The organism is Cupriavidus sp. 05T41, assembly GCF_056396525.1.
Window position 1 is genome coordinate 37,490 of record NZ_JBFTLQ010000034.1, and the last position, 25,121, is coordinate 62,610.

The 25,121-nt window shown below is 68.2% G+C and carries 22 protein-coding genes; 11 read left to right on the forward strand and 11 right to left on the reverse strand.

Annotated features, from left to right (window positions below; genetic code table 11):
* Positions 1–27: 27 nt before the first annotated feature.
* From AC1DKV_RS20620 to AC1DKV_RS20630, 3 genes are all read left to right on the forward strand, one after another.
* Positions 28–999 (forward strand): fimbrial protein, encoded by a 972-nt coding sequence (locus tag AC1DKV_RS20620; protein ID WP_441612018.1) that lies wholly within the window; start codon positions 28–30, stop codon positions 997–999.
* Positions 1,000–1,247: 248 nt separating this feature from the next.
* On the forward strand, positions 1,248–1,475 hold the full coding sequence (locus AC1DKV_RS20625; RefSeq protein WP_441612017.1) for a hypothetical protein: 228 nt from the start codon (positions 1,248–1,250) through the stop codon (positions 1,473–1,475).
* A gap of 309 nt (positions 1,476–1,784) precedes the next feature.
* Positions 1,785–2,447 carry a response regulator gene (locus AC1DKV_RS20630; RefSeq protein ID WP_441612016.1) on the forward strand — a complete coding sequence of 221 codons (663 nt, stop codon included), beginning with the start codon at positions 1,785–1,787 and terminating at the stop codon, positions 2,445–2,447.
* Positions 2,448–2,676: 229 nt separating this feature from the next.
* Here the strand turns inward: AC1DKV_RS20630 and ppk2 are convergent, their stop codons facing one another.
* From ppk2 to AC1DKV_RS20645, 3 genes are all read right to left on the reverse strand, one after another.
* Positions 2,677–3,810 (reverse strand): polyphosphate kinase 2, encoded by a 1,134-nt coding sequence (gene ppk2, locus AC1DKV_RS20635; RefSeq protein WP_441612015.1) that lies wholly within the window; start codon positions 3,808–3,810, stop codon positions 2,677–2,679.
* Between the two features lie 180 nt (positions 3,811–3,990).
* Positions 3,991–5,496: a HAMP domain-containing sensor histidine kinase gene (locus AC1DKV_RS20640; RefSeq protein WP_441612270.1), complete on the reverse strand. Its 1,506-nt coding sequence runs from the start codon at positions 5,494–5,496 to the stop codon at positions 3,991–3,993.
* A 29-nt stretch (positions 5,497–5,525) separates the two neighbouring features.
* Complete coding sequence (locus AC1DKV_RS20645; protein WP_441612013.1) at positions 5,526–6,263, reverse strand: response regulator transcription factor; 738 nt, start codon at positions 6,261–6,263, stop codon at positions 5,526–5,528.
* A gap of 179 nt (positions 6,264–6,442) precedes the next feature.
* Between AC1DKV_RS20645 and msrB the strand changes: the two genes are divergently transcribed.
* The 3 genes from msrB (at position 6,443) to msrA (ending at position 9,629) form a co-directional block, all read left to right on the forward strand.
* Entirely contained in the window at positions 6,443–6,955 is a 513-nt protein-coding gene (gene msrB, locus AC1DKV_RS20650; RefSeq protein WP_441612012.1) for a peptide-methionine (R)-S-oxide reductase MsrB, read from the forward strand.
* A gap of 46 nt (positions 6,956–7,001) precedes the next feature.
* On the forward strand, positions 7,002–8,828 hold the full coding sequence (locus AC1DKV_RS20655; protein ID WP_441612011.1) for a cytochrome c biogenesis protein DipZ: 1,827 nt from the start codon (positions 7,002–7,004) through the stop codon (positions 8,826–8,828).
* A 66-nt stretch (positions 8,829–8,894) separates the two neighbouring features.
* Positions 8,895–9,629 carry a peptide-methionine (S)-S-oxide reductase MsrA gene (gene msrA / locus AC1DKV_RS20660; RefSeq protein ID WP_441612010.1) on the forward strand — a complete coding sequence of 245 codons (735 nt, stop codon included), beginning with the start codon at positions 8,895–8,897 and terminating at the stop codon, positions 9,627–9,629.
* Between the two features lie 28 nt (positions 9,630–9,657).
* On the opposite strand, the gene eno is transcribed toward msrA, so the two are convergent.
* Positions 9,658–10,941: a phosphopyruvate hydratase gene (gene eno / locus AC1DKV_RS20665; protein WP_441612009.1), complete on the reverse strand. Its 1,284-nt coding sequence runs from the start codon at positions 10,939–10,941 to the stop codon at positions 9,658–9,660.
* A gap of 227 nt (positions 10,942–11,168) precedes the next feature.
* Here eno and AC1DKV_RS20670 point away from each other — a divergent pair, with 227 nt between their 5' ends.
* The 3 genes from AC1DKV_RS20670 to AC1DKV_RS20680 all read left to right on the forward strand — a co-directional run bounded on the left by AC1DKV_RS20670 (position 11,169) and on the right by AC1DKV_RS20680 (position 13,846).
* A complete protein-coding gene (locus AC1DKV_RS20670) occupies positions 11,169–12,041 on the forward strand; it encodes a LysR family transcriptional regulator (RefSeq protein WP_441612008.1) in 873 nt (290 codons plus the stop codon).
* Positions 12,042–12,096: 55 nt separating this feature from the next.
* Entirely contained in the window at positions 12,097–12,597 is a 501-nt protein-coding gene (locus AC1DKV_RS20675; RefSeq protein WP_441612007.1) for a GAF domain-containing protein, read from the forward strand.
* 73 nt (positions 12,598–12,670) lie between these two features.
* Positions 12,671–13,846, forward strand: a complete 1,176-nt coding sequence (locus AC1DKV_RS20680; protein ID WP_441612006.1) for an MFS transporter — start codon at positions 12,671–12,673, stop codon at positions 13,844–13,846.
* Between the two features lie 165 nt (positions 13,847–14,011).
* Here the strand turns inward: AC1DKV_RS20680 and AC1DKV_RS20685 are convergent, their stop codons facing one another.
* Both AC1DKV_RS20685 and AC1DKV_RS20690 read right to left on the reverse strand, forming a co-directional pair.
* Positions 14,012–15,379 carry an Nramp family divalent metal transporter gene (locus AC1DKV_RS20685; RefSeq protein WP_441612004.1) on the reverse strand — a complete coding sequence of 456 codons (1,368 nt, stop codon included), beginning with the start codon at positions 15,377–15,379 and terminating at the stop codon, positions 14,012–14,014.
* Positions 15,380–15,789: 410 nt separating this feature from the next.
* A complete protein-coding gene (locus AC1DKV_RS20690) occupies positions 15,790–16,611 on the reverse strand; it encodes an alpha/beta fold hydrolase (protein ID WP_441612003.1) in 822 nt (273 codons plus the stop codon).
* Between the two features lie 628 nt (positions 16,612–17,239).
* Here AC1DKV_RS20690 and AC1DKV_RS20695 point away from each other — a divergent pair.
* Positions 17,240–18,481: an MFS transporter gene (locus AC1DKV_RS20695; protein ID WP_441612269.1), complete on the forward strand. Its 1,242-nt coding sequence runs from the start codon at positions 17,240–17,242 to the stop codon at positions 18,479–18,481.
* A gap of 81 nt (positions 18,482–18,562) precedes the next feature.
* Entirely contained in the window at positions 18,563–20,029 is a 1,467-nt protein-coding gene (locus tag AC1DKV_RS20700) for a dipeptidase (RefSeq protein ID WP_441612002.1), read from the forward strand.
* A gap of 22 nt (positions 20,030–20,051) precedes the next feature.
* Here the strand turns inward: AC1DKV_RS20700 and AC1DKV_RS20705 are convergent, their stop codons facing one another.
* The 5 genes from AC1DKV_RS20705 to cyoA all read right to left on the reverse strand — a co-directional run bounded on the left by AC1DKV_RS20705 (position 20,052) and on the right by cyoA (position 25,080).
* A complete protein-coding gene (locus AC1DKV_RS20705; protein ID WP_441612268.1) occupies positions 20,052–20,921 on the reverse strand; it encodes an SURF1 family protein in 870 nt (289 codons plus the stop codon).
* Positions 20,921–21,337, reverse strand: coding sequence for a cytochrome o ubiquinol oxidase subunit IV (gene cyoD, locus AC1DKV_RS20710; protein ID WP_441612001.1), 417 nt, complete (start codon positions 21,335–21,337; stop codon positions 20,921–20,923). Before cyoD ends, AC1DKV_RS20705 begins: the two co-directional genes overlap by 1 nt.
* On the reverse strand, positions 21,334–21,954 hold the full coding sequence (cyoC, locus tag AC1DKV_RS20715; RefSeq protein WP_441612267.1) for a cytochrome o ubiquinol oxidase subunit III: 621 nt from the start codon (positions 21,952–21,954) through the stop codon (positions 21,334–21,336). Before cyoC ends, cyoD begins: the two co-directional genes overlap by 4 nt.
* Positions 21,955–21,982: 28 nt before the next feature.
* Entirely contained in the window at positions 21,983–23,983 is a 2,001-nt protein-coding gene (gene cyoB / locus AC1DKV_RS20720; RefSeq protein WP_441643121.1) for a cytochrome o ubiquinol oxidase subunit I, read from the reverse strand.
* Between the two features lie 71 nt (positions 23,984–24,054).
* The gene (gene cyoA, locus AC1DKV_RS20725) at positions 24,055–25,080 is read right to left on the reverse strand and encodes a ubiquinol oxidase subunit II (protein WP_441611998.1); all 1,026 of its coding nucleotides are present in this window, start codon (positions 25,078–25,080) and stop codon (positions 24,055–24,057) included.
* Positions 25,081–25,121 lie beyond the last annotated feature (41 nt).

A 25,121-nucleotide genomic window follows, 5' to 3' on the forward strand; every position in this document is an offset into this window, starting at 1 on the left:
CATATTCCAAACCTTGGCAAAATGATCATGCGAAAACTAATCCTGTTATTGGCGTTGCTGGCTTCCACTCCGGCGCTGGCCAGTTGCGACCAGTTCCCGACCACCGACGGCAAGCCGTTCCGCTACAGGCTGACCGGCTTCAACCCACCAACGTTCAATCCGCTTGTGGCAGACGGCACCGTTCTCTACTCCGGGGATTTCATCTTTCACGCCGAAAACAGCGGGCCCGTAGACTACCAGTGCCAGCCCTTCATGCTGATCGTTGGCAGGCTCGAGGCGCCGGGTCCGTACCACACCATGTCAACTCCCATCAACGGCGTGGGGATCAGGATGCAATACACCGACAACCCGGGCTGGTGGCCGTGGAGCCATTTCAGTATGGCTGTTTCGGTCCAGGAAGCCACGGAGCTGCGGCTGACCATTCAACTCGTCAAGACCGGACCGATTACCGCAGGTGGCATCCTGAGCGGCGAGGTGGCCGCCAAATGGTATCGGGGCGGCGAGCTGAAATCCACGCAGTACATGATCGACGGCATGTTGGCCATCAAGCCGCTTGTTCCTACCTGCAAGCTGTCGAGCGCCCACATCTCGGTGCCGATGAGGAATGTCCCCATCGGCGACTTCAAGGGGGTGGGGTCGACAGCGAACGAAAACCCGTTCGAAGTCGCGCTTTCCTGCGCGGACGGGATCTCGGGCGCCACGACCAACGTCTATGCGACCTTGACCGACATGACAGATCCGGCCAATCGCGGGGACGTACTCACGCTTTCGCCGGGTTCGACCGCCCAAGGCGTCGGGATCCAGGTGCTCAAGGATTCGACACCGCTCAGGTACGGTGCCGATTCCAGTGCTGCCGGCAACCTGAACCAGTGGTTTGCCGGTTCCGCGTCAAATGGCTTGTTCAATATTCCACTGCGCGCGCGGTATGTGCAGACCCTGCCTGACGTCGCGGCAGGCACGGCGAACGGGCGCGCGACGATCACGATGAGTTACCAATGAACCCAGCAGGGCTGGCGAGGTCCCCCGGTGCGCGCCGCCCGGGGCGCCGGCTTGCCGGTGCGCAACGACACCGCGGTGGCCCGGCGCGGCGGCTCTCCCGGATCGCCTGGCATGCCGGCCTGACAGTCAACGGCATACGCCCTGCTCCCCTGGCCGCGCGCTGAGTGCAAGGGCTTGCGCCATTGCACCCGGCGACGAGCACACGCGCACGACATTCACTATGAGCCCCCAATAGCTGCGATGTCACCATGAAGAAACCCGATACGAACACACGTTCTTCACGCCAGGCCCGCCGGCTCTTGCTTGAATTCGCTGAGCTGAGCCACATGGATCAACAATGCTTCATTGCATTGATGAACGACTTCCTGCTGACATCGCCCCAGCAGCGGCGGCGCCTTCTCGCGCAATGGGAAAGCGCGCTCGACTCCGCGTCCGACCCCGTTGCGGCGATGCCGGGAAGCAGGCCTGCCGGCTGAATGCAGAAGCGCCCGAACAACAGTGCCACACAAAGCACATTTCCATGAATAGGACGGCGCGCGCGGCGACACCTTTCTGCGCGCAGGCGAGGACTCCCACCCCAACTGAAGCCAGATTGTTTCTGCTCCGATCTGTCGGTATGATTTTCCATCCGGAATCCAGAATTCTCTGTTTCTTGCAAGGCATTCGCTTAAGATTTTTCCTGGTTGCTCACCCCCTTGTCGAGCGCCAACCCTGCGCCTGAATTCAAGCCCGTTCTTCTGCCGCGTTTCCGCGCCGTGCCCGGCCGGGCCAAGGAGTGAAGCAAGATGAAAGAGTTTTCGATGCGCGTGATCGTTGCCGACGACCACCCGGCCGTCGCGCTGGGCATCACCTACGAACTGCGCAAGCTCGACGCCGCGGAAATCGTCGCCACGGTCGGCAATTCGACGGAACTGATCGCGGCGCTCGACACGCACGCCTGCGACGTGCTGGTATCGGACTATGTGATGCCGGGGGGGCAATACGGCGACGGGCTGACGCTGGTGTCGTTCCTGCAGCGGCGCTATCCCGGGCTGCGGCTCGTGATTCTCACCATGATGGACAATCCCGGCGTCGTCCGCGCGATCCATCAGCAAGGCGTGAACTCCATCCTGAGCAAGTCGGATGCCATGTCGCACCTGCTGGCGGCTGTCCACGCTGCCTATGCGAACGGCAAGTATTTCTCGCCCACCATCAAGCGCATCCTGGACGAGAGCAAGCCGGCCGCGTCCATCCGGCCGCTGACCGCGCGCGAGGCCGAAGTCGTGCGGCTGTTCGGCTCGGGACAAACGGTCAACGAGATCGCCGCGCAATTGCATCGCAGCAAGCAGACGGTCAGTTCGCAAAAGGCCAGTGCGATGCGAAAGCTCGGCATCACGCGCGATGCCGACCTGATCCTCTATGCCTCCGACGGCAGCCTGGCCGGCCCGGGGAGCGCACTGGCGGGATAGACGGCACTGGCACGCCGGCGCTTTGCCCGCCCGGCGCGTGGCACTGCAACGCTCTAGTCCGCGGCCGGCTTGCCGGGCTTGTCGCGGAATCTGAAGGCAGGCTTGGCCGCCGCGGTGCAACGGCTCAGCGTGCTGGCGAAGGAAGCCGGAGCCGGGATACTGTTGGCCGCCGGGAATGGCGCGGGCGAGTGAGGGCCCGCGCCGCCGGGGCGGCGCGCCGTGACCGGGACTAGCCCGCCAGGGCCCGCCCGACGATCAGCGGATCGGTCGTGCCGATGGCCTCGACTTCACGGTTGGCGTAGGGAAAGCGCAGCAACACGTGCCGCATCGCGTTCAGGCGCGCCCGTTTCTTGCAATCGGAGCGGATCACGGTCCAGGGCGAATCGGCGGTGTCCGTGCGCGCGAACATCGTTTCCTTGGCCCGCGTATAGGCGTCCCACTTGTCGAGCGATGCGACGTCGACCGGGCTGAGCTTCCATTGCTTGAGTGGATGGATCTCGCGCTCGCGGAAACGCCGGCGCTGCTCCTTCTGGCTGACCGAGAACCAGAACTTGAACAGGTGGATGCCGCTGCGCACCAGGTGCCGCTCGAATTCCGGCACCTGCTGCAGGAAGTCCTGGTACTCCTGCGGCGTGCAGAACCCCATCACATGCTCCACCCCGGCGCGGTTGTACCAGGAGCGGTCGAACAGCACGATCTCGCCGGCCGAGGGCAGATGCTGGATATAGCGCTGGAAGTACCACTGGCCGCGCTCGGATTCGGTGGGCTTCTCCAGCGCCACCACGCGCGCGCCGCGCGGGTTCAGGTGCTCCATGAAGCGTTTGATGGCGCCGCCCTTGCCGGCCGCGTCGCGGCCTTCGAAGAGGATCACCACGCGCTGGCCGGTGTCCTTCACCCAGGCCTGCAGCTTGAGGAACTCCACCTGGAGCCGGTATTTCTGCTTCTCGTAATTGCGCCGCGACATCAGGTTCTGGTACGGATACTGGCCTTCGCGCCAGCCCTGCGACAGCTCATGGTCCGGATGCCTGCGCCTGCCCACCTGCCAGGCCGCCGGATCGCCTTCGAGGATGAGGCGGCGCAGCTGCGCCGCCTCGTCGGGAGACATGCCGTCCATCAAGGTCCTGACCACGCCGAGCATGCCTTCCTCGCCATCGGCGGCGCCGCTCGCCAGGATGTCCTGCATGCTGCTTGCCGCCAGCTGCGCGGCGGCGTCCACGGCGCTCTCCACGGTATTGCGTTCGGCCGAGCGTGGCGTATTGGTCGGCACCACGTCGCCCCTGGCGACGGGACGGCCGCCGCCTTGCTGCGGGCCGGTAGCGTGGTCAGACTGGGACGAACCGAGGTTATGCACGTGTGCTGCCATGTCGGATTTCGGAAAGGTTGCGCTGAACGTTGCGCGATCTCCCGTGAACCTGACGCCAGCGCCGGCGGGAATCGCGGATTTCATTATGCGCAGGCGCCTTCCGTCCACCCTTGATGCAGATCATCATCGCCCTAAGGGGTCCAGGGGTCCAGGGGGCCAGGGGTCCAGGGGGCCAGGGGTCTAAGGCATTTGCCGGCCCGCCACCGGCAGCTCGAAGCGGAACGCCGCGCCCGTGCCTTCGCGCTCGAGCAGGCGGATCTGGCTGCGATGCAGTTGCAGCATGCGCTGCACGATCAGCAGGCCGAGCCCGCCACCGCGATGCGCGCCGGCGCTGAACGGCCGCTGGAACAGGCGCTCGCGCAGCGCCGGCGCAATGCCGGGGCCGGTATCGCTGACCGTGACCGACACCTTGCCGTCGCCAACGGCAAGGTCGACGTCGACGGCGCCATGCGCCGGCGTATGGCGGATGGCGTTGTCCAGCAGGTTGGTCAGCACGCGCTCGATCATTCCCAGGTCCGCCGTCACGGCTGGCAGCCGCTGCGGGATACCCGCGCGCAGCTGCACCTGCCGCGCCTCGGCGGGCAGCTCGAACTTCTGGAATACATCCTGCACCAGGTCGACCAGCGAGAAGGCTTCCAGCGCGGGCTGCACGATGCCGTGCTCCAGCCGCGCCAGCTCGAACAGCGACTGGGCCAGACGGCCCACCTTCACGCTCTGCGCCAGCGCGATGGCAAGGTAGCGCTTGCGTTCAGCCTCGCCGAGCGTATCCGCCTTGAGCGACAGCGTTTCCAGGTAGCCCTGCAGCGAAGTCAGCGGCGTGCGCAGGTCATGCGAGATATTGGCCACCAGCTCGCGCCGCTCCTGGTCCTGCTTGGTCAGCGCGCGCCATTGCTCGGCGATGCGGTCGGCCATCTGGGCGAAGGCGGCCTCGAGCGCGGCGATCTCGTCGTGGCTGCCCGCGCTCGATACGCGCGGCAAGCGCGGCTGCGCCGCGGGCGCGGTCTCCGGGTCCGCGTCGGCGTTGAAGCGCCGCATGGCCTCGGTCAGGCGGCGCAGGGGCCGCGTGATCAGCCCGAACGCCACCAGCCCCGCCAGCAGACCCAGCAGCGCCACCAGCGCCATTGACCACAGCGTGGTGCGCAGCACCGAACTGGCCGATGCCCGCGCCGCCAGCTCGTCGTGGGTCTCGCCCAGCAGCACCACGTAGATATAGCCGCCCGAGCGCAGCGGCGCGGCGCTGAAAACCTTGCGGCCCGAGGCGCTGCGCGGGTCGTCGCCCAGGATCGGCAACGCATCGCCGGCCAGCAGGCGGCGCACCGGCTGCAGGTCCACCTGCTCGCGCTGCAGTCGCCCGGCGGGCGCGTCGTGGCCCATCACGCGCCCCTGGTTGTCCAGCAGGTACACCTCCACGCTCGGGTTCACCACCATCAGCTGGCCGAACAGCTGGCGCAGGGCTTCCGGCTTGAGGCCGTTGGCGTCCATCAGCACGGCGTTGCGCGCGATATGCGCGGCAAGCCCGCGGGAGAGATCCTGGATGACCTCCTTCTCGTGCATGTCGTTCGAGCGGACCTGCAGCCATGCCGAGGCGCCGCAGCAGGCCAGCAGCAGCACCGAGAACACCAGCGACAGGCGCTGCGTGAGCGTAAGCCCGAAGCGCGGCGCCCGGCGCGCGGGGCGGTCCTGCATGGCTTCGGTGCCAGCCTCGGTGCGGGCGTTCATGTCGCATCTCCCGGCGCGCCGGATGTTCCGGCCGCCAGCTTGTAGCCATGTCCCCAGACCGTGAGGATGCGGCTGGGTTGCGCCGGATCGGCCTCGATCTTGGTGCGCAGCCGGTTGATATGGGTGTTGACGGTGTGCTCGTAGCCCTCGTGCTGGTAACCCCAGACGGCATTGAGCAGGTCCATGCGCGAGAACACCTTGCCGGGGTGGCGGGCGAAGAAATAGAGCAGGTCGAACTCGCGCGGGGTCAGTTCGATGCGGCGCCCGTCCACGCTGGCCTCGCGCGTGATCGGGTCGATCGACAGCCCGCCCAGCACCAGGCTGCCGGCATCCACGCGCAGGTCCCTGGCCAGCGCGTCCACGCGCCGCAGCAGCGCCTTCACGCGCGCCACCAGTTCCAGCACCGAGAACGGCTTGGCGAGGTAGTCGTCGGCGCCCAGTTCCAGCCCCAGGATGCGGTGCACCTCGCTGGAGCGCGCGCTGGTGATGATGATGGGCGTGTAGCGCGCCATGGCGCGGGCGCGCCGGCAGATCTCCAGTCCGTCCACGCCGGGCAGCATCAGGTCCAGGATCAGCGCGTCCCAGCTGCCTTGCTCCAGCAGGCGCAGGCCTTCGTTGCCGTCCGCGCTGTGCACGACTTCATAGCGCTCGTCGCGCAGGTGCAGGCTCAGCACATTGGCGATGTCGACGTCGTCTTCGACGATCAGGATGCGCTTGGGATGGTCCGTTGGCATGGGCGATGGGGACGGTGGAGTGAGGACGGTGGAGTGAGGGTCGGGGCCCGCGCAGTCATTGTGCAGAATTCTGCGCCGCCGAGTTATCACATTTAATTTAACCTTTCGTGAGGACTCCGGGATCGCACCGGCCATACGATGCGCCCATTGATTCGTGGAACCCACGCAAGGAGCACATCATGCGGAGCAGAAGGCGCTTTCTGATCTCGGGCGGCGCGGCCGTGGCGGCCATTGCCACGGTGAGCGGCTGGCGCGCGCTGGCGGCCGGGCCGTCCGGCGGCGGCAAGCCCGCCGAGGTCTTCGAGGTGGTGAAGTCCGACGAACAGTGGCGCCAGCTGCTGACCCCCGCCCAGTACAACGTGCTGCGCCAGGAAGGCACCGAACGGCCCTACAGCAGCCCGCTGAACGACGAACACCGCGCCGGCGTGTTCGCCTGCGCCGGCTGCCAGCTCGACCTGTTCTCCTCGCGCACCAAGTTCGACAGCCGCACCGGCTGGCCCAGCTTCTGGGCGCCGCTGGAGCGGGCCGTGGGCACGACGCAAGACCGCAGCTTCGGCATGACGCGCACGGAAGTGCACTGCCGGCGCTGTGGCGGCCACCTGGGCCATGTGTTCGACGACGGCCCCAAGCCCACCGGCCTGCGCTACTGCATGAACGGCCTGGCGATGACCTTCCGCCCGCAGGCCGCCTGACGACCGCGGGCCCGCGCCCGGCAGACAACCATACCAAGACAACGCCATGCTCCTTATCGTACTCGCCTACCTGGGCGGCGCGCTCACCATCCTGAGCCCGTGCATCCTGCCCGTGCTCCCGTTCGTGTTCTCGCGCGCGGACCAGCCCTTCGTGCGCAGCGGCCTGCCACTGCTGGCCGGGATGGCGCTGACCTTCGCCGGCGTGGCCACGCTGGCGGCGGTGGGCGGCGGCTGGGTGGCGCAGGCCAACCAGTACGGCCGCTGGCTGGCCATCGCCCTGCTTGCCGTGTTCGGCCTGACGCTGCTGCTGCCGCGCCTGGCTGAGCGCCTCATGCATCCGCTGGTGAGCGCGGGCAGCCGTCTCTCCGCCTTCGCGCAAGCCGACGGGCAGGTGCGGCCTGGCTCCTCCTTCCTGCTCGGCATCGCCACCGGCCTGCTGTGGGCGCCGTGCGCGGGCCCCATCCTCGGCCTGGTGCTGACCGGTGCCGCGCTGCGCGGCGCCAGCGTGGGCACCACCTTGCTGCTGGTGGCCTATGCCGCCGGCGCCGCCACCTCGCTGGCGGTGGCCCTGCTGATCGGCGGGCGCGTGTTCACCGCGATGAAGCGCTCGCTGGGCGCCGGCGAATGGGTGCGGCGCGGCATCGGCGCGGCCATGCTGGCCGGCGTCGCCGCGATCGCGCTGGGGCTGGACACGGGTGTGCTGGCGCGGGTCTCGACGGTCGCCACCGGCGGCATCGAGCAGCACCTGCTGGACCGCCTGGGAGGCAATGCCGCGAACGCCACGCCCACGCCTGCCGCGGCCAGTGGCACGACAGAGGCCAATGGCGACGGCCCGGCCATGATGGCGGCATCCGGCTCGATGATGCGCGCCGTCAATGCCGGCGCCCCCGCCGCGCTGCCGGTCGAAGGCCAGCTGCCCGCGCTGGCCGGCGCGGTGCAGTGGCTGAACTCGCCGCCGCTCACCGCCGAAGGCCTGCGCGGCAAGGTGGTGCTGGTGGATTTCTGGACCTACTCCTGCATCAACTGCCTGCGTGCCCTGCCTTATGTGAAAGCATGGGCGCAGAAATACCGTGACCAGGGCCTGGTGGTGATCGGCGTGCACGCGCCGGAATTTGCCTTCGAACGCAATGTGGACAATGTGCAGAAGGCCGTGCGTGACCTCGGCATCGACTACCCGGTGGCGGTCGACAATAACTACGCGATCTGGCGCGCCTTCAACAACCAGTACTGGCCGGCGCACTATTTCATCGATGCCAGGGGCCAGATCCGCTTCCACCATTTCGGCGAAGGCGAATACGCCCACTCCGAGCAGGTGATCCAGCAACTGCTGGCCGAGGCCGGCCACGCCGGCGCGGCCAAGGTTGCCACCGGCCTGGGCACGGCCACGGAGCAGGGCGTGCAGATGGCCTCCGACAACGCCGACGTGCAGTCAGGCGAGACCTACCTCGGCTACGAGCGCGCGGAGAACTTTGCCTCGCCGGGCGGCCAGGCGCAGGACAAGGTCCGCAGCTATGCGGCACCGGCCACGCCCGCGCTCAATGACTGGGCCCTGGCCGGCAACTGGAAAGTCGGCGCGGAGCACGCCACGCTCGAGAGCAAGGACGGACGCATCGTCTACCGCTTCCATGCCCGCGACCTGCACCTCGTGCTGGGCCCGGGCAAGGACGGCAAGCCGGTACGTTTCCGCGTCAGCATCGACGGCGCAGCCCCTGGCGACGCGCACGGCACCGACGTGGATGCCGACGGCAGCGGCACCGTCACCGGACAGCGCCTGTACCAGCTCGTGCGCCAGGCCGGCAAGATCGCGGACCACACCTTCGCCATCGAATTCCTTGACCCCGGCGTGGAGGCCTATGCCTTCACCTTCGGCTGATCTTCCGCGGCACGCATCCACGCAACGCCGCCTCACTTCATTGCAGCTATCCAAGGACAGGCAATCATGAGCATCCAATCGACAACCCTCTTCTCCCGGCTGACGCGCTCGAGCGCCGCCAGGATCGCCGGCGCGGCCATGGTGGCGGTGAGCCTGCTGGCATGGCAGAGCGCCAATTCGGCCGAGCAGGCCGTCAAGATCCCGCCGCCCGCGCAGGACGAAAAGAACGCGGCGCAAACCGAGACCGCGGTCTTCGCCGGCGGCTGCTTCTGGGGCGTGCAGGGCGTATTCCAGCATGTCCGCGGCGTCAAGCAGGTCACCTCGGGCTATGCCGGCGGCGCGGCGAACACCGCGCAGTACGAAGCCGTAAGCGGCGGCGACACGGGACACGCGGAATCGGTGCAGGTCACCTTCGATCCGTCGCAGGTCAGCTACGGCCGCCTGCTGCAGGTCTTCTTCTCGGTGGCGCACAACCCGACCCAGCTCAACTTCCAGGGCCCTGACCACGGCACGCAATACCGCTCGGCCGTGTTCCCGCTCACGGCCGAGCAGCGCAGCGTGGCGCAGGCCTATATCGCGCAGCTCGGCAAGGCGCATGTCTTCTCCGGCCCGATCGTCACCCGCGTGGAAGACTACAAGGCCTTCTACCCGGCCGAGGCCTACCACCAGAATTTCCTCACGCGGCATCCGGCCCACCCGTACATCGTCGTCAACGACCTGCCCAAGATCGGCTACCTCAAGGAGATCTTCCCCGACCTGTACCGCAACGACCCGGTGCTGCTGAAGGTGGCGGGCACCTGATGCGCCCCTGATCCGCGGCGCCGCCCGCTCAGCCTGCTGGCTTGACGACGGCGGCGCCCGCATAGCGCGCCCGCGCGCCCAGCGCGCGCTCGATGCGGATCAGCCGGTTGTACTTGGCGGTGCGGTCCGAGCGCGAGACCGAGCCGGTCTTGATCTGTCCGCAGCCGGTCGCCACCGCCAGGTCGGCGATGCTGGTGTCCTCGGTCTCGCCGGAACGATGCGACATCACCGCGGCATAGCCGGCCGCGTGCGCCACGTCCACGGTGTCCAGCGTCTCGCTCAGGGTGCCGATCTGGTTGGCCTTGACCAGGATCGAATTGGCGATCCCTTGCTCGATGCCTAACCGCAGCAGCGCGGGGTTGGTGCAGAACACATCGTCGCCCACCAGCTGGCACCGGCGCCCGAGCCGCGCCGTCAGCAGCTGCCACCCGTGCGCGTCATCCTCGGCCATGCCGTCCTCGATGGAGACGATGGGGTAGCGCGACACCAGAGCGGCCAGGTAGTCCACCTGGGCCTCCGCGCTGCGCGTCACGCCCTCGCCGCGATAGACGTAGCTGCCGTTCTCGTGGAACTCGCTGGCGGCGGGGTCGATGGCCAGCACCACGTCCGTGCCGGCGCGGTAGCCGGCGCGCTCCACCGCGCGCAGGATGAACGCCAGCGCCTCGTCGGCGCAGCGCAGGTCCGGCGCGAAGCCGCCCTCGTCACCCACATTGGTGTTGAAGCCCGCCGCCTTCAGGTCCACCCGCAACGTATGGAAGATCTCCGATGCCATGCGCACGCCTTCGGCAAAGCCCGGCGCGCCCACCGGCATGATCATGAATTCCTGGAAATCGATGGCGTTGTCCGCGTGCGCGCCGCCGTTGATGATGTTGATCATCGGCACCGGCAGCACGACCGCTTGCGCCCCGCCAAGGTGGGCGAACAGCGTGGTGCCGCCCGAAGCCGCCGCCGCATGCGCCACCGCCAGCGACACGCCCAGCAATGCGTTGGCGCCGAGCCTGCCCTTGTCCGGCGTGCCGTCCAGTTCGATCATGATGCCGTCCACCCGCCGCTGGTCGCGCGCGTCCACGCCAGCCAGCGCGGCGCGCAGCCCGGTGTTCACGGCCGCAACCGCGCGGCTGACGCCCCTGCCGAGATAGCGCGCGGGATCGCCATCGCGCAACTCCACCGCCTCGCGCGCACCGGTGGATGCGCCCGACGGCACCGTGGCCCGGCCCACCGCGCCATCGGCCAGCGTGACCTCCACCTCCACGGTGGGATTGCCGCGGCTGTCCAGCACTTCATATCCCTGCACCTGCCTGATCTCGCTCATCCTGCCGCTCCGTTTGCTCGCTTGAAAACGCTTCCCGTCGCCGCGCCTTCGTGAATATTCTTCACGCCGAAGGCAATCCGCCCTGCGGGAAAGATTTCCTGTCCCGGCCACGACGCGCTTGACGTAGGGAATAGTAGAGCCCGCTCGCCGTCGGCAAAACCGAGTTATTCTTCCGGCTTCGTCAGTTTTTTGCACATTTGCGCATCTGCAGCGAAGGAAGGATCGCCATGCGGACCCTGCCCCCGATGTCCACGCTGCGCGCCTTCGAGGCCACCGCGCGCACCGGCTCCATTACCCGCGCCGCCGAGGAGCTTTGCCGCACGCACGGCGCGGTCAGCCGGCAATTGCGGCAATTGCAGGAGCACGCGGGCACCGCGCTGTTCGAGAAGGACGGCACCGGCGTGCGCCTCAACGAGCGTGGCCAGGCCATGTACGACGTGGTGCGCGCCGTGTTCGACCAGCTCGAACAGGGCTATGGCCGCCTGCTGGACCAGGCGCGCGGGCCAAGCCTGCATGTGGCCTGCAGCGCCACCTTCGCCATGCGCTGGCTGGTGCCGCACATGGTGGACTTCTATCGCCTGCGGTCCGATATCCGCATCCGGCTGTCCATGACCTCCGCCCGCGAAATGCGCACCGAAGGGGCCGACGTGGTGATTGCCTGGGATCTCAGTTCGTACGCGGAGGCTGATCGCAAGCGCGCGCTGTACCTGGCGCCGGTGGCCTTCGGGCCGGTGTGCGCACCGGCGTACGCGGGCTCGGTGCGCAACGGCGTGCGCATCGCGCATGACTTCACCTCCAGCGCCTGGGACCAGTGGCAGGCACTGTCCGGCAAGCCGGTCGCGCGCGGTGGCGAGCTGACCTTCCCGCATACCCACCTGTGCATCGAGGCGGCGCTCTCGGGCGCCGGCGTGGCGCTGGTCGAGCAGCGCCTGATCCGCAAGGAACTGCGGGACGGGCAACTCGTTGCGCCGCACGGCTTCGTGCGCTTCCAGGGCGGGCTGATGGCGTTGCCGGCCGCCCGCGAACTGCCCGCCGATACCGAAGTGTTCATCGGCTGGCTGCGGCAGACGCTGGCCGGCGAAGCAGGGCTGCCTGCCTAGGACGCAGGAGTGAGACAATGGAGGCCGCATTCTCCTGCTGTCACTGGAATCCGCCATGTTCGAACTTTCCACCGGCCCCGCCCCGCAGTCCAAGGCCGCGCAATACCAGGAGCTGGCCGCGCAGGCCCGCTCGCTGCTGGCCGGCGAGACCGACCGCATCGCCAACGCCGCCAACTTCTCGGCGCTGGTCTACCACTCGCTGCCGGACCTGAACTGGGCGGGTTTCTATTTCCACGACGGCACGGAACTGGTGGTCGGGCCGTTCCAGGGCAAGCCGGCCTGCGTGCGCATCGCCCTGGGCCGGGGCGTGTGCGGCACCGCCGCGCAGACCCGCGCCACCCAGGTCGTGCCTGACGTGCATGCGTTCCCGGGGCATATCGCCTGCGATGCCGCCTCGCAATCGGAAGTCGTGGTGCCGCTCATCGCCGCCGACGGCAGCCTGATCGGCGTGTGGGACGTGGACAGCCCCGTGGCCGGACGCTTCGACGACGAAGACGCCGCCGGCATGGAAGCCCTGTGCAAGGTGTTCGTGGAACTGGGCTGGCCGCGCGGCTGACCAGCCGCGCCGGCGCGGCGGGCGGTACGGGCCGCGCCATCACCAATAACAAGAACCTCTCCGGCATCCACCCGTGACCACCGCCTTTGGCGCCCGCCGCGCCGTCGCTTCGTTCTACCTCTACTACATCGCGCTGTATGCGCCCGTCGCCATCGCCATCAGCTTTTTTCCGCTGTGGATCCGCGCGCAGGGCCTGGACGAACAGCAGACCGGGCTGGTGATGGCGCTCGGCGCCGCGCTGGCCGTGCTGGTCAATCCGGCGGTGGGCGCCATCGCCGACCAGTATCGCAGCCGCAAGGCCATCCTGCTGGCACTGGTGGGCGGCTCGGTCCTCAGCGCCGGGCTGCTGTTCAGCGCCGAGGGCTTCGTCGGCGTGCTGCTGGTGTTCCTGGCGACCAAGGCGTTCTCGGCCAGCCTGATTCCCCTGAGCGAATCGATGGCGCTGGCGGGCGTGCCGCGCTATGGCTTCGATTTCGGGCGGCTGCGCAGCGCGGGCTCGATGTCGGTGGTGGCAGTGTCGGTGGCGCTGGGCTGGCTGGTGGACCGCGCCGGCACCGGGGTGATCGCGGTGGCCTTCCTGGTGGCGTACCTCGGGCAAGGGATGCTTGCGCTGATGCTGCCCAACGACAGCGTGGCCGTGCGCCACGCGGTGAAGGCGCCGCTGTTGCAGGTATTGCAAGTGCCCGGTTTTTCCCTGTTCCTGGCCAGCGCGGCGGTATCGCAGGCGTGCCACGGCTTCTTCTACAGCTACAGCGCGCTCTACTGGAAGAGCGTGGGATTCTCCGCCTCGACCATCGGCTACCTGTGGGCGCTGGGCGTGCTGGCCGAGATCACGGCGTTCGCCTTCGGCTCGCTGCTGGCGGCGCGCATCTCGGCGCCGGCGCTGATCGCGCTGGCCTGCGCGGCGGGCATCCTGCGCTGGTCGCTGATCGGACTGGCGCCGACGCCCGGGGTGGCCATGCTGGCTCAGCTGCTGCAAGGGGCCACCCTCGGCTTTACCCAGCTTGGCGCGGCCCAGTATGTTCGCACGCGGGTGCCGGCGCCGGTGCTCTCCAGCGGCACCGGCCTGTATTCCGCCTGTGCCGGCTTGCTGACGGCGGCCAGCGTGTTCCTGGGGAGCTACCTGTTCGCCCGCGTGGGCGGGCGCGCCTTCCTGCTGACGGCCGTGCTGTGCGTGCTCGGCCTGGGCGCCGCGCTGGCCCTGCAGGCACAGGAAGCGCGCCGGGCGAAAGTGCCGGGCCTGCGCTAATTCCGGCAAGCCAGGGTCGGTCGGCGGATCTGACCCTCTCCGCGCGGGAACGCCGCCGCGACATGGGCCCGAATGGCCAGGCCAGAGAGGCCCGAACCTCGCGGCCCGCCGTCACCAGGCCATCACGCAGCCCGCTGAGGCGCCGGCGAAAAGACAGCAACGTCGTTACGCCACCAGCCCCTGCCAGAGCAGCGCGCCGTTGAGGAACAGGATCACGCCGGCGCTCAGCCAGGCCAGCGCCAGGGGCACGCCGCGCACGCGCCACGCGCCCATCAGCTCGCGGCTGGAGCCGAACAGGATCAGCGGCACCACCGCGAGCGGCAGGCTCAGGCTCAGCACCACCTGGCTGGCCACCAGCAGCTCGGCCGAGCCGTGCTGGCCGAACACGCCGACCGCCGCCAGCGCCGGCACGATGGCCAGGCCGCGCGTGAGCAGCGCGCGCCGGGTGCGGGAGATGCGCAGCTTGAGGAAGCCTTCCATCACCGCCTGGCCGGCCAGCGTGCCGGTCAGCGTGGAATTGAGGCCGCATGCCAGCAGCGCGCCGGCGAACAACAGGCTGGCCCAGTTCGAGTGGAGCAGCGGGTCCAGCAGGCGGTGGGCATCGGCCAGGTCGGTGACCTCGGTCCTGCCGCTGGCGTGGAACACGGCCGCCGCCAGGATCAGCAGTGCGGCGTTGATGAGAAAGGCGAAGGCCAGCGAGCCGAAGGTGTCCAGGTTGACGCCGCGCAGCGCGGCGGCCACGTCCGGCGTGCCGGCCTGGGGCACAGGCGCCGTCCTTGCCTGCGCCGCCTGCGGGCCAGGCCCGAACTTGCGCACCAGCGCCGAATGCAGGTAGAGGTTGTGCGGCATCACGGTGGCGCCCACGATCCCCGCGGCCAGCCACAGCATGCCCGCGTCGCGCACCAGTTGCGCCGAGGGCGCGAAGCCGCCCGCTACCGCCGCCCAGTCGGGCTGCGCCATGGCCAGCTGCGCGGCGAAGCACAACGCCACCATCAGTATCAGGGCGGCCACCAGCGCTTCGAGCGTGCGCCGGCCCTGGCGCTGCACGGCCAGCATCGCCACCGTGCCGACTGCCGAGAGCAGCACGCCTACCCACAGGTTCACATGCAGCAGCAATTGCAGCGCCACGGCGGTGCCGACCACTTCGGCCACGTCGCAGGCGATGATGGCGATCTCGCTGGCAATCCACAGCCCGATCACCGTGCGCCGCCCGAAGCGTTCGCGGCTCAGCTGCGCCAGGTCGCGCCCGGTGACCACGCCGATGCGCGCCGCGATCCACTGCAGGAGCATGGCAACGACACTGGCCGCGGCCACCACCGCGAGCAAGCCATAACCGTACTTGGCGCCGCCGGAAATCGCGGTAGCCCAGTTGCCCGGGTCCATGTAGCCGACCGCCACCAGGGCGCCGGCGCCGAGGAAAGCCAGGCGCCGCGGCTGGGCAGCCTGCGCGGACGGGGCCGGCCGCGTTGCTTCGACCGCGGCGAGCGGGGCGGGCGGGCCGGGCAGGGTGAGCTGGTCGAGAGGCGGTGGCATGGCTGGTGCTCGGGTGATACAGCGTGAAGCCGGCGGCCCGCGAATGGTGGTGCCGCGCGACGGATGATTCATTGTCGGCAATACGATGAGGAGCCGCCAATTGTAAATGCCAATCACTCTCATTTGCCGAATGAAATGTGCGGCAAATAACGCGCGTAAAGTGCGTCATGGGATTCTTTGAGCGGTCGCCATACGACCCGCCAGTCCGACACGACAGCATCCGGCGCCATGGATCATGCCGATGCGCCATCCGTGCGCAGTTGGACCACCGGCGCCGTGCCACAGCGGCCGCGCCGCGAATGCCCCGCGGCCGCATGCCGGCAGCCCGGCGTGCCGGTCATGGACGAGCAGTTGCCGGGCCTTGCCTGTGCCTATTGCCTGTGCCTATTGCCTGTGCCTATTGCCTGTACCTATTGCCTGATAAAGGCGAGCAGGTCTTCGTTGATGATGTCCGGGTGGGTGGTGCACATGCCGTGCGGGAAGCCCTTGTAGACCTTGAGGGTGCCGTTGCGGACCAGCTTGATGGACAGCAGCGCCGCATCGGCGATGGGCACGATCTGGTCGTCATCGCCGTGCATGATCAGGACCGGCACTTCGATCTGCTTGAGGTCTTCGGTGAAATCCGTCTCGGAGAACGCCTTGATGCAGTCGTAGTGGGCCTTTGTCCCGCCCATCATGCCCTGGCGCCACCAGTTCTCCTTGATGCCTTCCGAAACCGCCGCACCGTCGCGGTTATAGCCATAGAAGGGAATCGGCACATCCTTGTAGAACTGGGCGCGGTTGGCGGCGACCTGGGCGCGGAAGCCGTCGAATACCTCGAGCGGCAGGCCACCGGGATTGGCGTCGCTCTTGACCATGATGGGCGGTACCGCGCCGATCAGCACCGCCTTGGCGACACGGCCGGTGCCGTGCCTGGCCACGTAGCGGGCGACTTCGCCGCCACCGGTGGAATGGCCGACATGCACGGCGTTGCGCAGGTCGAGGTGGGCCGCCAGCGCCGCCACGTCGGCTGCGTAGGTGTCCATGTCATTACCCGTCGCGGTCTGGGTGGAGCGGCCGTGCCCGCGGCGATCGTGCGCGATCACGCGGTATCCCCTGGACAGGAAGAAGAGCATCTGTGCATCCCAGTCGTCGGCGCTGAGCGGCCAGCCATGATGGAACACGACAGGCTGGCCCGTGCCCCAGTCCTTGTAGTAGATCTTGGTTCCGTCCCTGGTGGTGATGGTGTTCATGAGATGACTCCTTGCGGCGGGGTCATGCCGGCTGCGCGAGGAAGGCGGACCCCTGCGTTCATGGCGACCGACGTGCTGCGGCCGGCGAGAGTGACATCGTGGACAACCTTAGGAGAATAGACGGCGAAACCGGCCGGCGCGAGGCCGGCCTGCACGGGGAACGCTCCGGCACTGTCCTGTGCCGCTCCCGCACCGAAGCCGGCCGCCCTACTGCTTGCGCGGCACCAGCAGCAGTGCGCCCTCCGGCTGCCCGTAGTAGCGCCGGCCGCTGCCTGCGCCGGGACCGGGAGGCTTTGGGCGCGCCGCGCCGGTAATCGAACAAATAGAAGCACTGAAACGGCGCAAGCCCGGCCGCGCCCGCCGCACCGGGCGAGAGGCGGCGTAGAATTGGCCGCTTCCGGGCCTCGCCGCCGCGGTCGCGGGCCCGGGCCCTGCGGGAGGCTGCGCACAAGAAAGAGGCGCTATCGAGAACAGGCGAAGCGGTCCTGGCCAGACGCGCGGCTGCGGACAGTGCGCCAGGTACGGCAAGACCGCGCACCGACGCCAGGATCCCTTCGATAGATAGTGCCGCCAGAAAAACGGACCTGGTTCCATCGTGAAGAAATCCCAAGCCGCGCATGGCGGCGAGTTGTCGGCGCAATTGCACGCTTCCCCGGACACATCGAATCCCTCCAGCCGCGCGCTGCACGGCATCCTGCTGCTGACGTTCGCCTTTGCGCTCAGCCAGTTCTACCGCAGTTGCCTTGCCGTGATGGCGCCGGAACTCCAGCACGACTTCGGGCTTTCGGCCGCCGGCTTCGGCACCCTGTCCTCGAGCTTCTTCCTGGCCTTCGCGGTGGCGCAGATCCCGTGTGGCATTGCCTTTGACCGCTACGGCGTGGGCAGGCCCACCGCCTTGCTGCTGGCCATCGGCGCGGTGTCTTCCCTGCTGTTCATCGTGGCGCCGAACGGCACCGTGGCCATGCTTGCGCAGGCAGGCCTGGGCCTGGCCTGCGCGCCGGTATTCATGGGGCTGCTGCATTTCGCCTCGGAGCAGTTGTCCGAGCGGGACTACACGCGCGTGGTCAGCAAATCCAACGCGACCGGCATGATCGGCGCGCTGTGTGCCACGGCGCCGCTGGGATGGGCCTCGCAGTGGCTCGGCTGGCGCGTGGCGATGGCCTTTGCGGCCCTGTGCATGGGGGCCGCCTGCTACGGCGTATGGCGCTTCGTGCGCGACGAAGGGCATGTCGAGGCGCGCAACACGCCATGGGGCTCGATGCTGCTGCAAAGCGCCCGGCTGCTGGGCCTTGCCCCCTTGTGGACGCTGATCCCGCTGTGCGTGGCGATGGCCGCCGGCACCGCCTTCCGCAATGCCTGGAGCGGCCCCTACCTGGCCAGCGTCTACCACCTGCAGGCCGGTCCGCGCGGCGTGGCGCTGACGCTGCTGAGCCTGGCCGGTTTCGCCACCGCGTTCTTCCTGCCGGTGCTGGTGCGCCACAGCACGCTCAAGGCCACCATCGGCGGCTGGTCCTGCTTCGCGCTGGCGGGGGCGGTGCTCCTGGCCATCTGGCCCGATAGCGGCGTGGCGTCGGGCGTGGCCATGATGGCCTTGTTGTCCACCATCGGCATGCTGCATCCGCTGGTCATGGCGCAGGGCCGCGGCCTGATCCCGCCGGCGGCGCGCGGGCGCGGCCTGGGCCTGCTCAACACCTTTGTCTTCCTCGGTTCCGCGCTGACGTCCTGGGGCTACGGCATGATCGCCAGCCTGGGCGATGCCGCGCACTGGCCGGTGTCGCGTACCTACGCGGCCATCTTCCTCGCGGCAGGGGTGCTGGTGGCGGCGGCCGTGGTGGTGTATCTGTTCAGCCCGCCGGCGGAGAAAAGCTGAAGCGTGACCGGCGCGTGGCGGCTATCGGCTATCCTCCATAACGCAGCAGGCGCGACTTGCACCGCACACCAGGGGGCCCCGATGCAGATGGACTGGAAGACGATCCGGAACGGCAGTGCCGATGCGCACGACGGCGCAACGGTGGAACTCAGCGGCTGGATGATCCCCCTCGATGCCGGGGCGGGCTGTGCCGACTACTTCCTGCTGGCGGCCGAATCTCCCTGTTGCGGCGGCTGCGTGCCGCGCGATCCGCTGGCCTGCGTCGAGGTCTATGCGGCGCAGCCTGTCCCCTTGCCAGCGCAGGCGGCCAGCCTGCGCGGCCGGCTGGTCCGCCTGCGGGACGATCCTGCCGGATGGCGCTACCAGCTGGTGGACGCCCGGCCCCTGACGGCGCCCGCGGCGGGCACGGCGGCTACGATGAGCCGACGCGTATTCCTGGCATCCGGCGCGGCGCTCGGGCTGGCGGCCTGCGCGCCGGGACGGTTCGCGGGCTATACCGAAAGCCCGCAGGAGGCCGAGAGCGGAGCCGGCGGCGCGCAGCCCGAGGAGGCCCCGATCAAGTGGAAGCCGGCCGCGGATGCCATGACGATCGACATGCACAGCCACGCGGGCCGCGTGATCGTCTCGCGCGACCCCGCCATCGGCGCCAGGCGGCCGTTCCTGCCGCTGGCCGCGCCGATGCGCGCCGGCGGCATGAACGTGATCTGCCTGGCCATCGTCACCGACACCACGGTGACGCGCGTCTCCGCCAACCGCACCCGCTTCGAAGCCTGGCGCACGCCGCAGGAGGGCGAGCTGTATGCGCTGGGCCGCACCGAATTCGCGCGCGCCCACGAACTGGTCGCGCGCGAGCAGATGCAGGTGGTCACCAGCGCGGCCACGCTGGCGGCGCAGGGCCACGCCGGGCCGTGCGCGATCATCGCGGCGGAAGGCGCGGATTTTCTCGAAGGCCGGCTGGACCGCGTGGACGAGGCCTTCAACCTGCACCAGTTGCGCCACTTGCAGCTCACGCACTACCGCATCAACGAGCTCGGCGACATCCAGACCGAAACCCCGGTGCACGGGGGCCTCACGGACTTCGGCGCGGCGGTGGTGCGGCGCTGCAATGCGCTGGGGATCGTGGTGGACGTGGCGCACGGCACCTATGACCTGGTCAAGCGCGCGGCGGCGGCATCCAGCAAGCCGCTGGTCATCTCGCATTCCGCGCTGGCTGCCCGCCCCGGCGCGCGCAGCCGGCTGATCTCTCCTGACCATGCGCGCGCGATCGCCGCCACCGGCGGCGTGATCGGCGTGTGGCCGAGTTCCGGCACGTTCCACACCCTCCAGGCGATGGCCGAGGGCATCAAGCGCATGGCCGACGTGGTGGGCGTGGAGCACGTCGGCCTGGGCACCGACATGCTCGGCTTTATCTCGCCGCCGGTGTTCACCGGCTACGAGCAACTGCCGTCGCTGGGCGACGCGCTGGTCGCCGCCGGCTTCACGCAGGACGAGACGGGCATGATCCTGGGCGGCAACTACCGCCGGGTGTTCGAGGCCTGCGTCGGCTAGCGCCGGCGCTGCCGCATCACGCTCACGATCCCTTGCGCCGCCGGTACTCCTGCCGGCCGACGAGGAACGCGCCCAGCGCCACCATCAGGGCCAGCCCATACCAGGTGATGGCATAGCCGAGGTGGCTGTTGTGGAAGGAAATCACGGTCAGCCCGCCAACCGGCCACACGCGCTGGGCGCCCTGCTGCTGCGGCACCGTGCCTTCGGGATCGGCCGCGGCGGCATTGACGGCAACGTTGGCGGCAGGCGAGCCGCCGGCCGCCGCGTCGGCATCGATGAAGTACGGCGCCACGTCCTGCAGGCCGCGCGCGGCGGCAATCGCCGGCACATCGCGGTTGTACCAGCGATTGGCCGCCGGGTCGTTGTGGCGCAGGAAGGCGTCGCCGGCCTCGCTCATGCGCAGCAGCCCGGTGACGGTGGTCTCGCCGGCCGGATCGTACTGGCTGCGCGTGGTCCGGTCGGCGCGCTCGGGCGACACGAAGCCGCGGTTGACCAGCACCACGCTGCCGTCCGCGGTGCGCAGCGGGGTGATCACCCAGAAGCCGCCGCCCAGGTCCGTCACCGCCTGGACCAGCGTTTCGCGGTCGTTGAGGAAAGTGCCGGACACGCGCACGTGCTTGTATTCGTCGGTGGCCGCGGCGACCTGCGGCCACTGCGCGCGACCGGGCGCCGCGACGGGCGGGGCATGCACGCGCGAGTTGACGCGCTCGATCAGGTCTAGCTTCCAGGCGCGGCGCTGGACCTGCCAGGTGCCGAGCCCGACCAGGACGGAAAAGGCGAAGGCGGCCAGGACGGCGAAGACGACGAGCGCGGCGATGCCACGTCGGGGAGCGGGTTGCGGATGGCGCGCGGCGCCGGCATTTTGCTGTTGCTGGGGGTGTCGGGGAGCGATCAAGGTAGGTTCTTCGTGTCGTGCATAGCCGGCATCATATTCTGATCCAGGTGGAACATCACCCAGAGCGAGCCGCTCAGCGCGATCACGACGAGCACGATGGTGAAGATCAGCGCCAGCATGGTCCACCCACCCTCGGATTTGAAGTTCATGTGCAGGAAGTAGATCATGTGCACGACGATCTGCACGGCGGCGCAGGCAAGCAGCACCAGCGCGGTGGTGCTGGACTTGTCGAACACCTTCGCCATCACCAGCCAGAACGGGATGGCGGTCAGGATGACGGCGAGCACGAAGCCCGTCATGTAGCCGCCGAAGGTGGCGTGCATGGCGTCGTCGCCATGGCCGTCGTGGCCATGGTGCCCGTCGTGGCCGTGCGCGCCGCCGCCGCCCGCCATCGTGTTGTCATGCGCGTTCATGGCAGCGCTCCCATCAGGTAGACGAAGGTGAACACCCCGATCCAGACCACGTCCAGGAAGTGCCAGAACATGGACAGGCACATCAGGCGGCGCCGGTTCTCCGGGATCAGCCCGCGCTGGCCGACCTGCACCATCAGCGTGATGAGCCATACGATGCCCACCGTCACGTGCAGGCCGTGCGTGCCGACCAGCGTGAAGAACGAGGACAGGAAGGCGCTGCGCTGCGGCCCCGCGCCCTCGTGGACCAGGTGCGCGAACTCATACAGCTCGAGCCCGAGGAAGCACGCGCCCAGCAGGCCGGTGATGGCCAGCCAGAGCTGCGTCTGGCTCACCCTGGAGCGCTGCATCTCCAGCATGGCGAAGCCATAGGTGATGGACGACAGCAGCAGGAAGGTGGTGTTGAGCGCCACCAGCGGCAGCTCGAACAGCTCCGCCCCGGTGGGTCCGCCGGCATAGTGCCGTCCCACCACGCCGTACACGGCGAACAGGCTGGCGAAGATGAGACAGTCGCTCATCAGGTAGAGCCAGAAGCCGAGCAGGGTGCCGTTCTGGGCATGCACCTCGGCGGTCTCGTAGAAGCGCAGTTGCGCCGCGCGCGGGGCTTCCGGCGCGCTCATGCGTTCCGGGCCGTAGGGAGTGGCGATATCAACCATGGCTGGCAAGCAGGCGCGAGCGCTCTGCCTCCGTGTGGACGACGGTATCGGCCGGGATGTAGTAGTCGCGCTTGTAGTTGAAGGTGTGCCCGATCGCGACCACCAGAAGGGTGACGAAGGTCAGCACCACGATCAGCCACATATGCCAGATCAGCGCAAAGCCCAGCAGCGTGCTCAGCCCCGCGAGAATGATGCCCGCGCTGGTGTTCTTCGGCATGTGGATGGGGATGAAGCCCTGCTGCGGGCGCTCGTAGCCGAGCTGCTTCATCTGCCACCAGGCATCGTTGTCGTGGATCACGGGCGTGAAGGCGAAGTTGTAGGCCGGCGGCGGCGAGGAAGTGGACCACTCCAGCGTGCGGCCGTTCCACGGGTCGCCGGTGGTGTCGCGCAGCGCTTCGCGGCGGCGGAAGCTGACGAACAGCTGGATCAGGAAGCAGCCGATGCCGCAGGCGATCAGCAGCGCGCCGAAGGCCGCGGCCTGGAACCAGATCTGCAGCGAGGCATCCTGGAAATGGTTCATGCGCCGGGTCACGCCCATCAGGCCGAGCACGTACAGCGGCATGAAGGCGACGTAGAAGCCGACCAGCCAGAACCAGAACGAGCACTTGCCCCAGAACGGGTCGAGCTTGAAGCCGAAGGCCTTGGGGAACCAGTAGCTGATCCCGGCCATCAGCCCGAACAGCACGCCGCCGATGATGACGTTGTGGAAGTGGGCGATCAGGAACAGGCTGTTGTGCAGCACGAAGTCGGCCGGCGGCACCGCCAGCAGCACGCCGGTCATGCCGCCGATCACGAAGGTCACCATGAAGCCGACCGTCCACAGCATCGGCACCTCGAAGCGGATGCGCCCGTGGTACATGGTGAACAGCCAGTTGAAGATCTTCGCCCCGGTCGGGATCGAGATGATCATGGTGGTGATGCCGAAGAACGAGTTGACGCTTGCCCCCGATCCCATGGTGAAGAAATGGTGCAGCCAGACCAGGTAGGACAGCACCGTGATCACCACCGTGGCGTACACCATCGACGCGTAGCCGAACAGGCGCTTGCCGCAGAAGGTGGACACCACCTCCGAGAAGATGCCGAAGGCGGGCAGCACCAGGATGTAGACCTCGGGGTGGCCCCAGATCCAGATCAGGTTGATATACATCATGGCGTTGCCGCCGAGGTCCGCCGTGAAGAAGTTGGTGCCGGTGTAGCGATCCAGCGCCAGCAGCGCCAGCACGGCGGTGAGCACCGGGAAGGCGGCGATGATCAGCACGTTGGTGCACAGCGAGGTCCAGGTGAAGATCGGCATCTTCATCAGCGTCATGCCGGGCGCGCGCATCTTGACGATGGTCACCAGCAGGTTGATGCCCGACAGCAGCGTGCCCAGCCCCGCCACCTGCAGCGACCATATGTAGTAGTCCACGCCCACGTCCGGGCTTTGCAGGATGCCGGACAGCGGCGGATAGGCCAGCCAGCCGGTGCGCGCGAACTCGCCGACGAACAGCGACATCATCACCAGCACGGCGCCGCCCACCGTCATCCAGAAACTGAAGTTGTTGAGGAAGGGGAAGGCCACGTCGCGCGCGCCGATCTGCAGCGGCACGACGAAGTTCATGAAGCCGGTGACCAGCGGCATGGCCACGAAGAAGATCATGATCACGCCGTGCGCGGTGAAGATCTGGTCGTAGTGATGCGGAGGCAGGTAGCCCAGCGTGTCGCCGAAGGCAACGGACTGCTGCAGCCGCATCATGACCGCATCGGCGAAGCCGCGCAGCAGCATGACGATGCCGAGCACGATATACATGATGCCGATCTTCTTGTGGTCGATGCTGGTGAACCACTCATGCCACAGGTAGCCCCAGGCGCGGAAGTAGGTCAGCGCGCCGACCAGCGCCAGCCCGCCGATCGCCACCGCCGCGAAGGTGGCCAGCAGGATGGGCTCGTGGTAGGGAATCGCCTCCCAGGTCAGGCGGCCGAATACCAACTGGGTCAGGTCGTGCTCGGGCATTGTCATCACCAGGCCCGCAGGGGCGTTGTTGCAGGATTCTTCTTCGGCGGGCGCGCCATGGCGTCAGCGCGTCACCGCGGCTGCGTTTTCGCCGGGCCCGCGCCGGTGGGATCGCCGGCGGTGCAGATCGCGCCAAGGGTCTCGCCGGAGCGCGTCAGCGACGCCAGGGCGTACCCCGAGGCGGGCCCCTGCTGCTCGCGGCGGGCATGCTTCGCGCTGTCGGGCATCATGTCCTTGATGCACGGCTTGCCCGCTTCCACGCAGCGGTTCAGGATGGCGCCATACAGGGCCGGGTCCACGCTGGCATAGCGGCGCACCGGTTCGCGCTCGCTGGGCTGCTCGAGCTTGAGGTAGGCATCCCGCGTGAGCGCGCCGCCGCCGGCCTTGGCTGCCTTGACCCAGCGGTCGAATTCCTCGTTGCTGACGCCGTGGAACTTGAAGTACATGCCGGAGAAGCCCGCGCCGCTGTAGTTGGCGGAGATGCCTTCGTACACGCCGGGCGCGTTGATCACGGCATGAAGCTTGGTCTCCATGCCCGGCATGGCATAGACCTGCCCGGCCAGCGCGGGAATGAAGAAGGAGTTCATCACCGTGGCGGCCGTGAGCTTGAAGCGGATGGGCTGGTCCACCGGCGCCACCAGTTCGTTGACCGTGGCAATGCCTTGGTCCGGATACAGGAACAGCCACTTCCAGTCCAGCGCCACCACTTCGACGGTGAGCGGTTCCAGGCCGGTGGGCACGCCGCGCTCGGCGTCGATGCGGGACAGGGGCTGGTACGGGTCGAGCTTGTGCGTGCTGACCCAGGTGATCGCGCCCAGCGCGATGATGATGAGCAGCGGCGCGGACCAGATCACCAGTTCCAGCAAGGTGGAATGGTCCCAGTCCGGTTCGTAGGTGGCTGCGCGGTTGGAGGCGCGGTAGCGCCAGGCGAACAGCAGCGTCAGGATGATCACCGGCACGATGATCAGCAGCATCAGGCCGGTTGAGATGATGATTAAATCACGCTGCCGGACCGCAAGGTCACCCGACGGGGCCAGCAGCACGGCATTGCAACCTGTCAACAGCAAGGCAGCCGAAAGTAGCAAGATCCCGCGCATGACGTAGCGGGATGGCACTATCCGATTACGCAAATGCATAG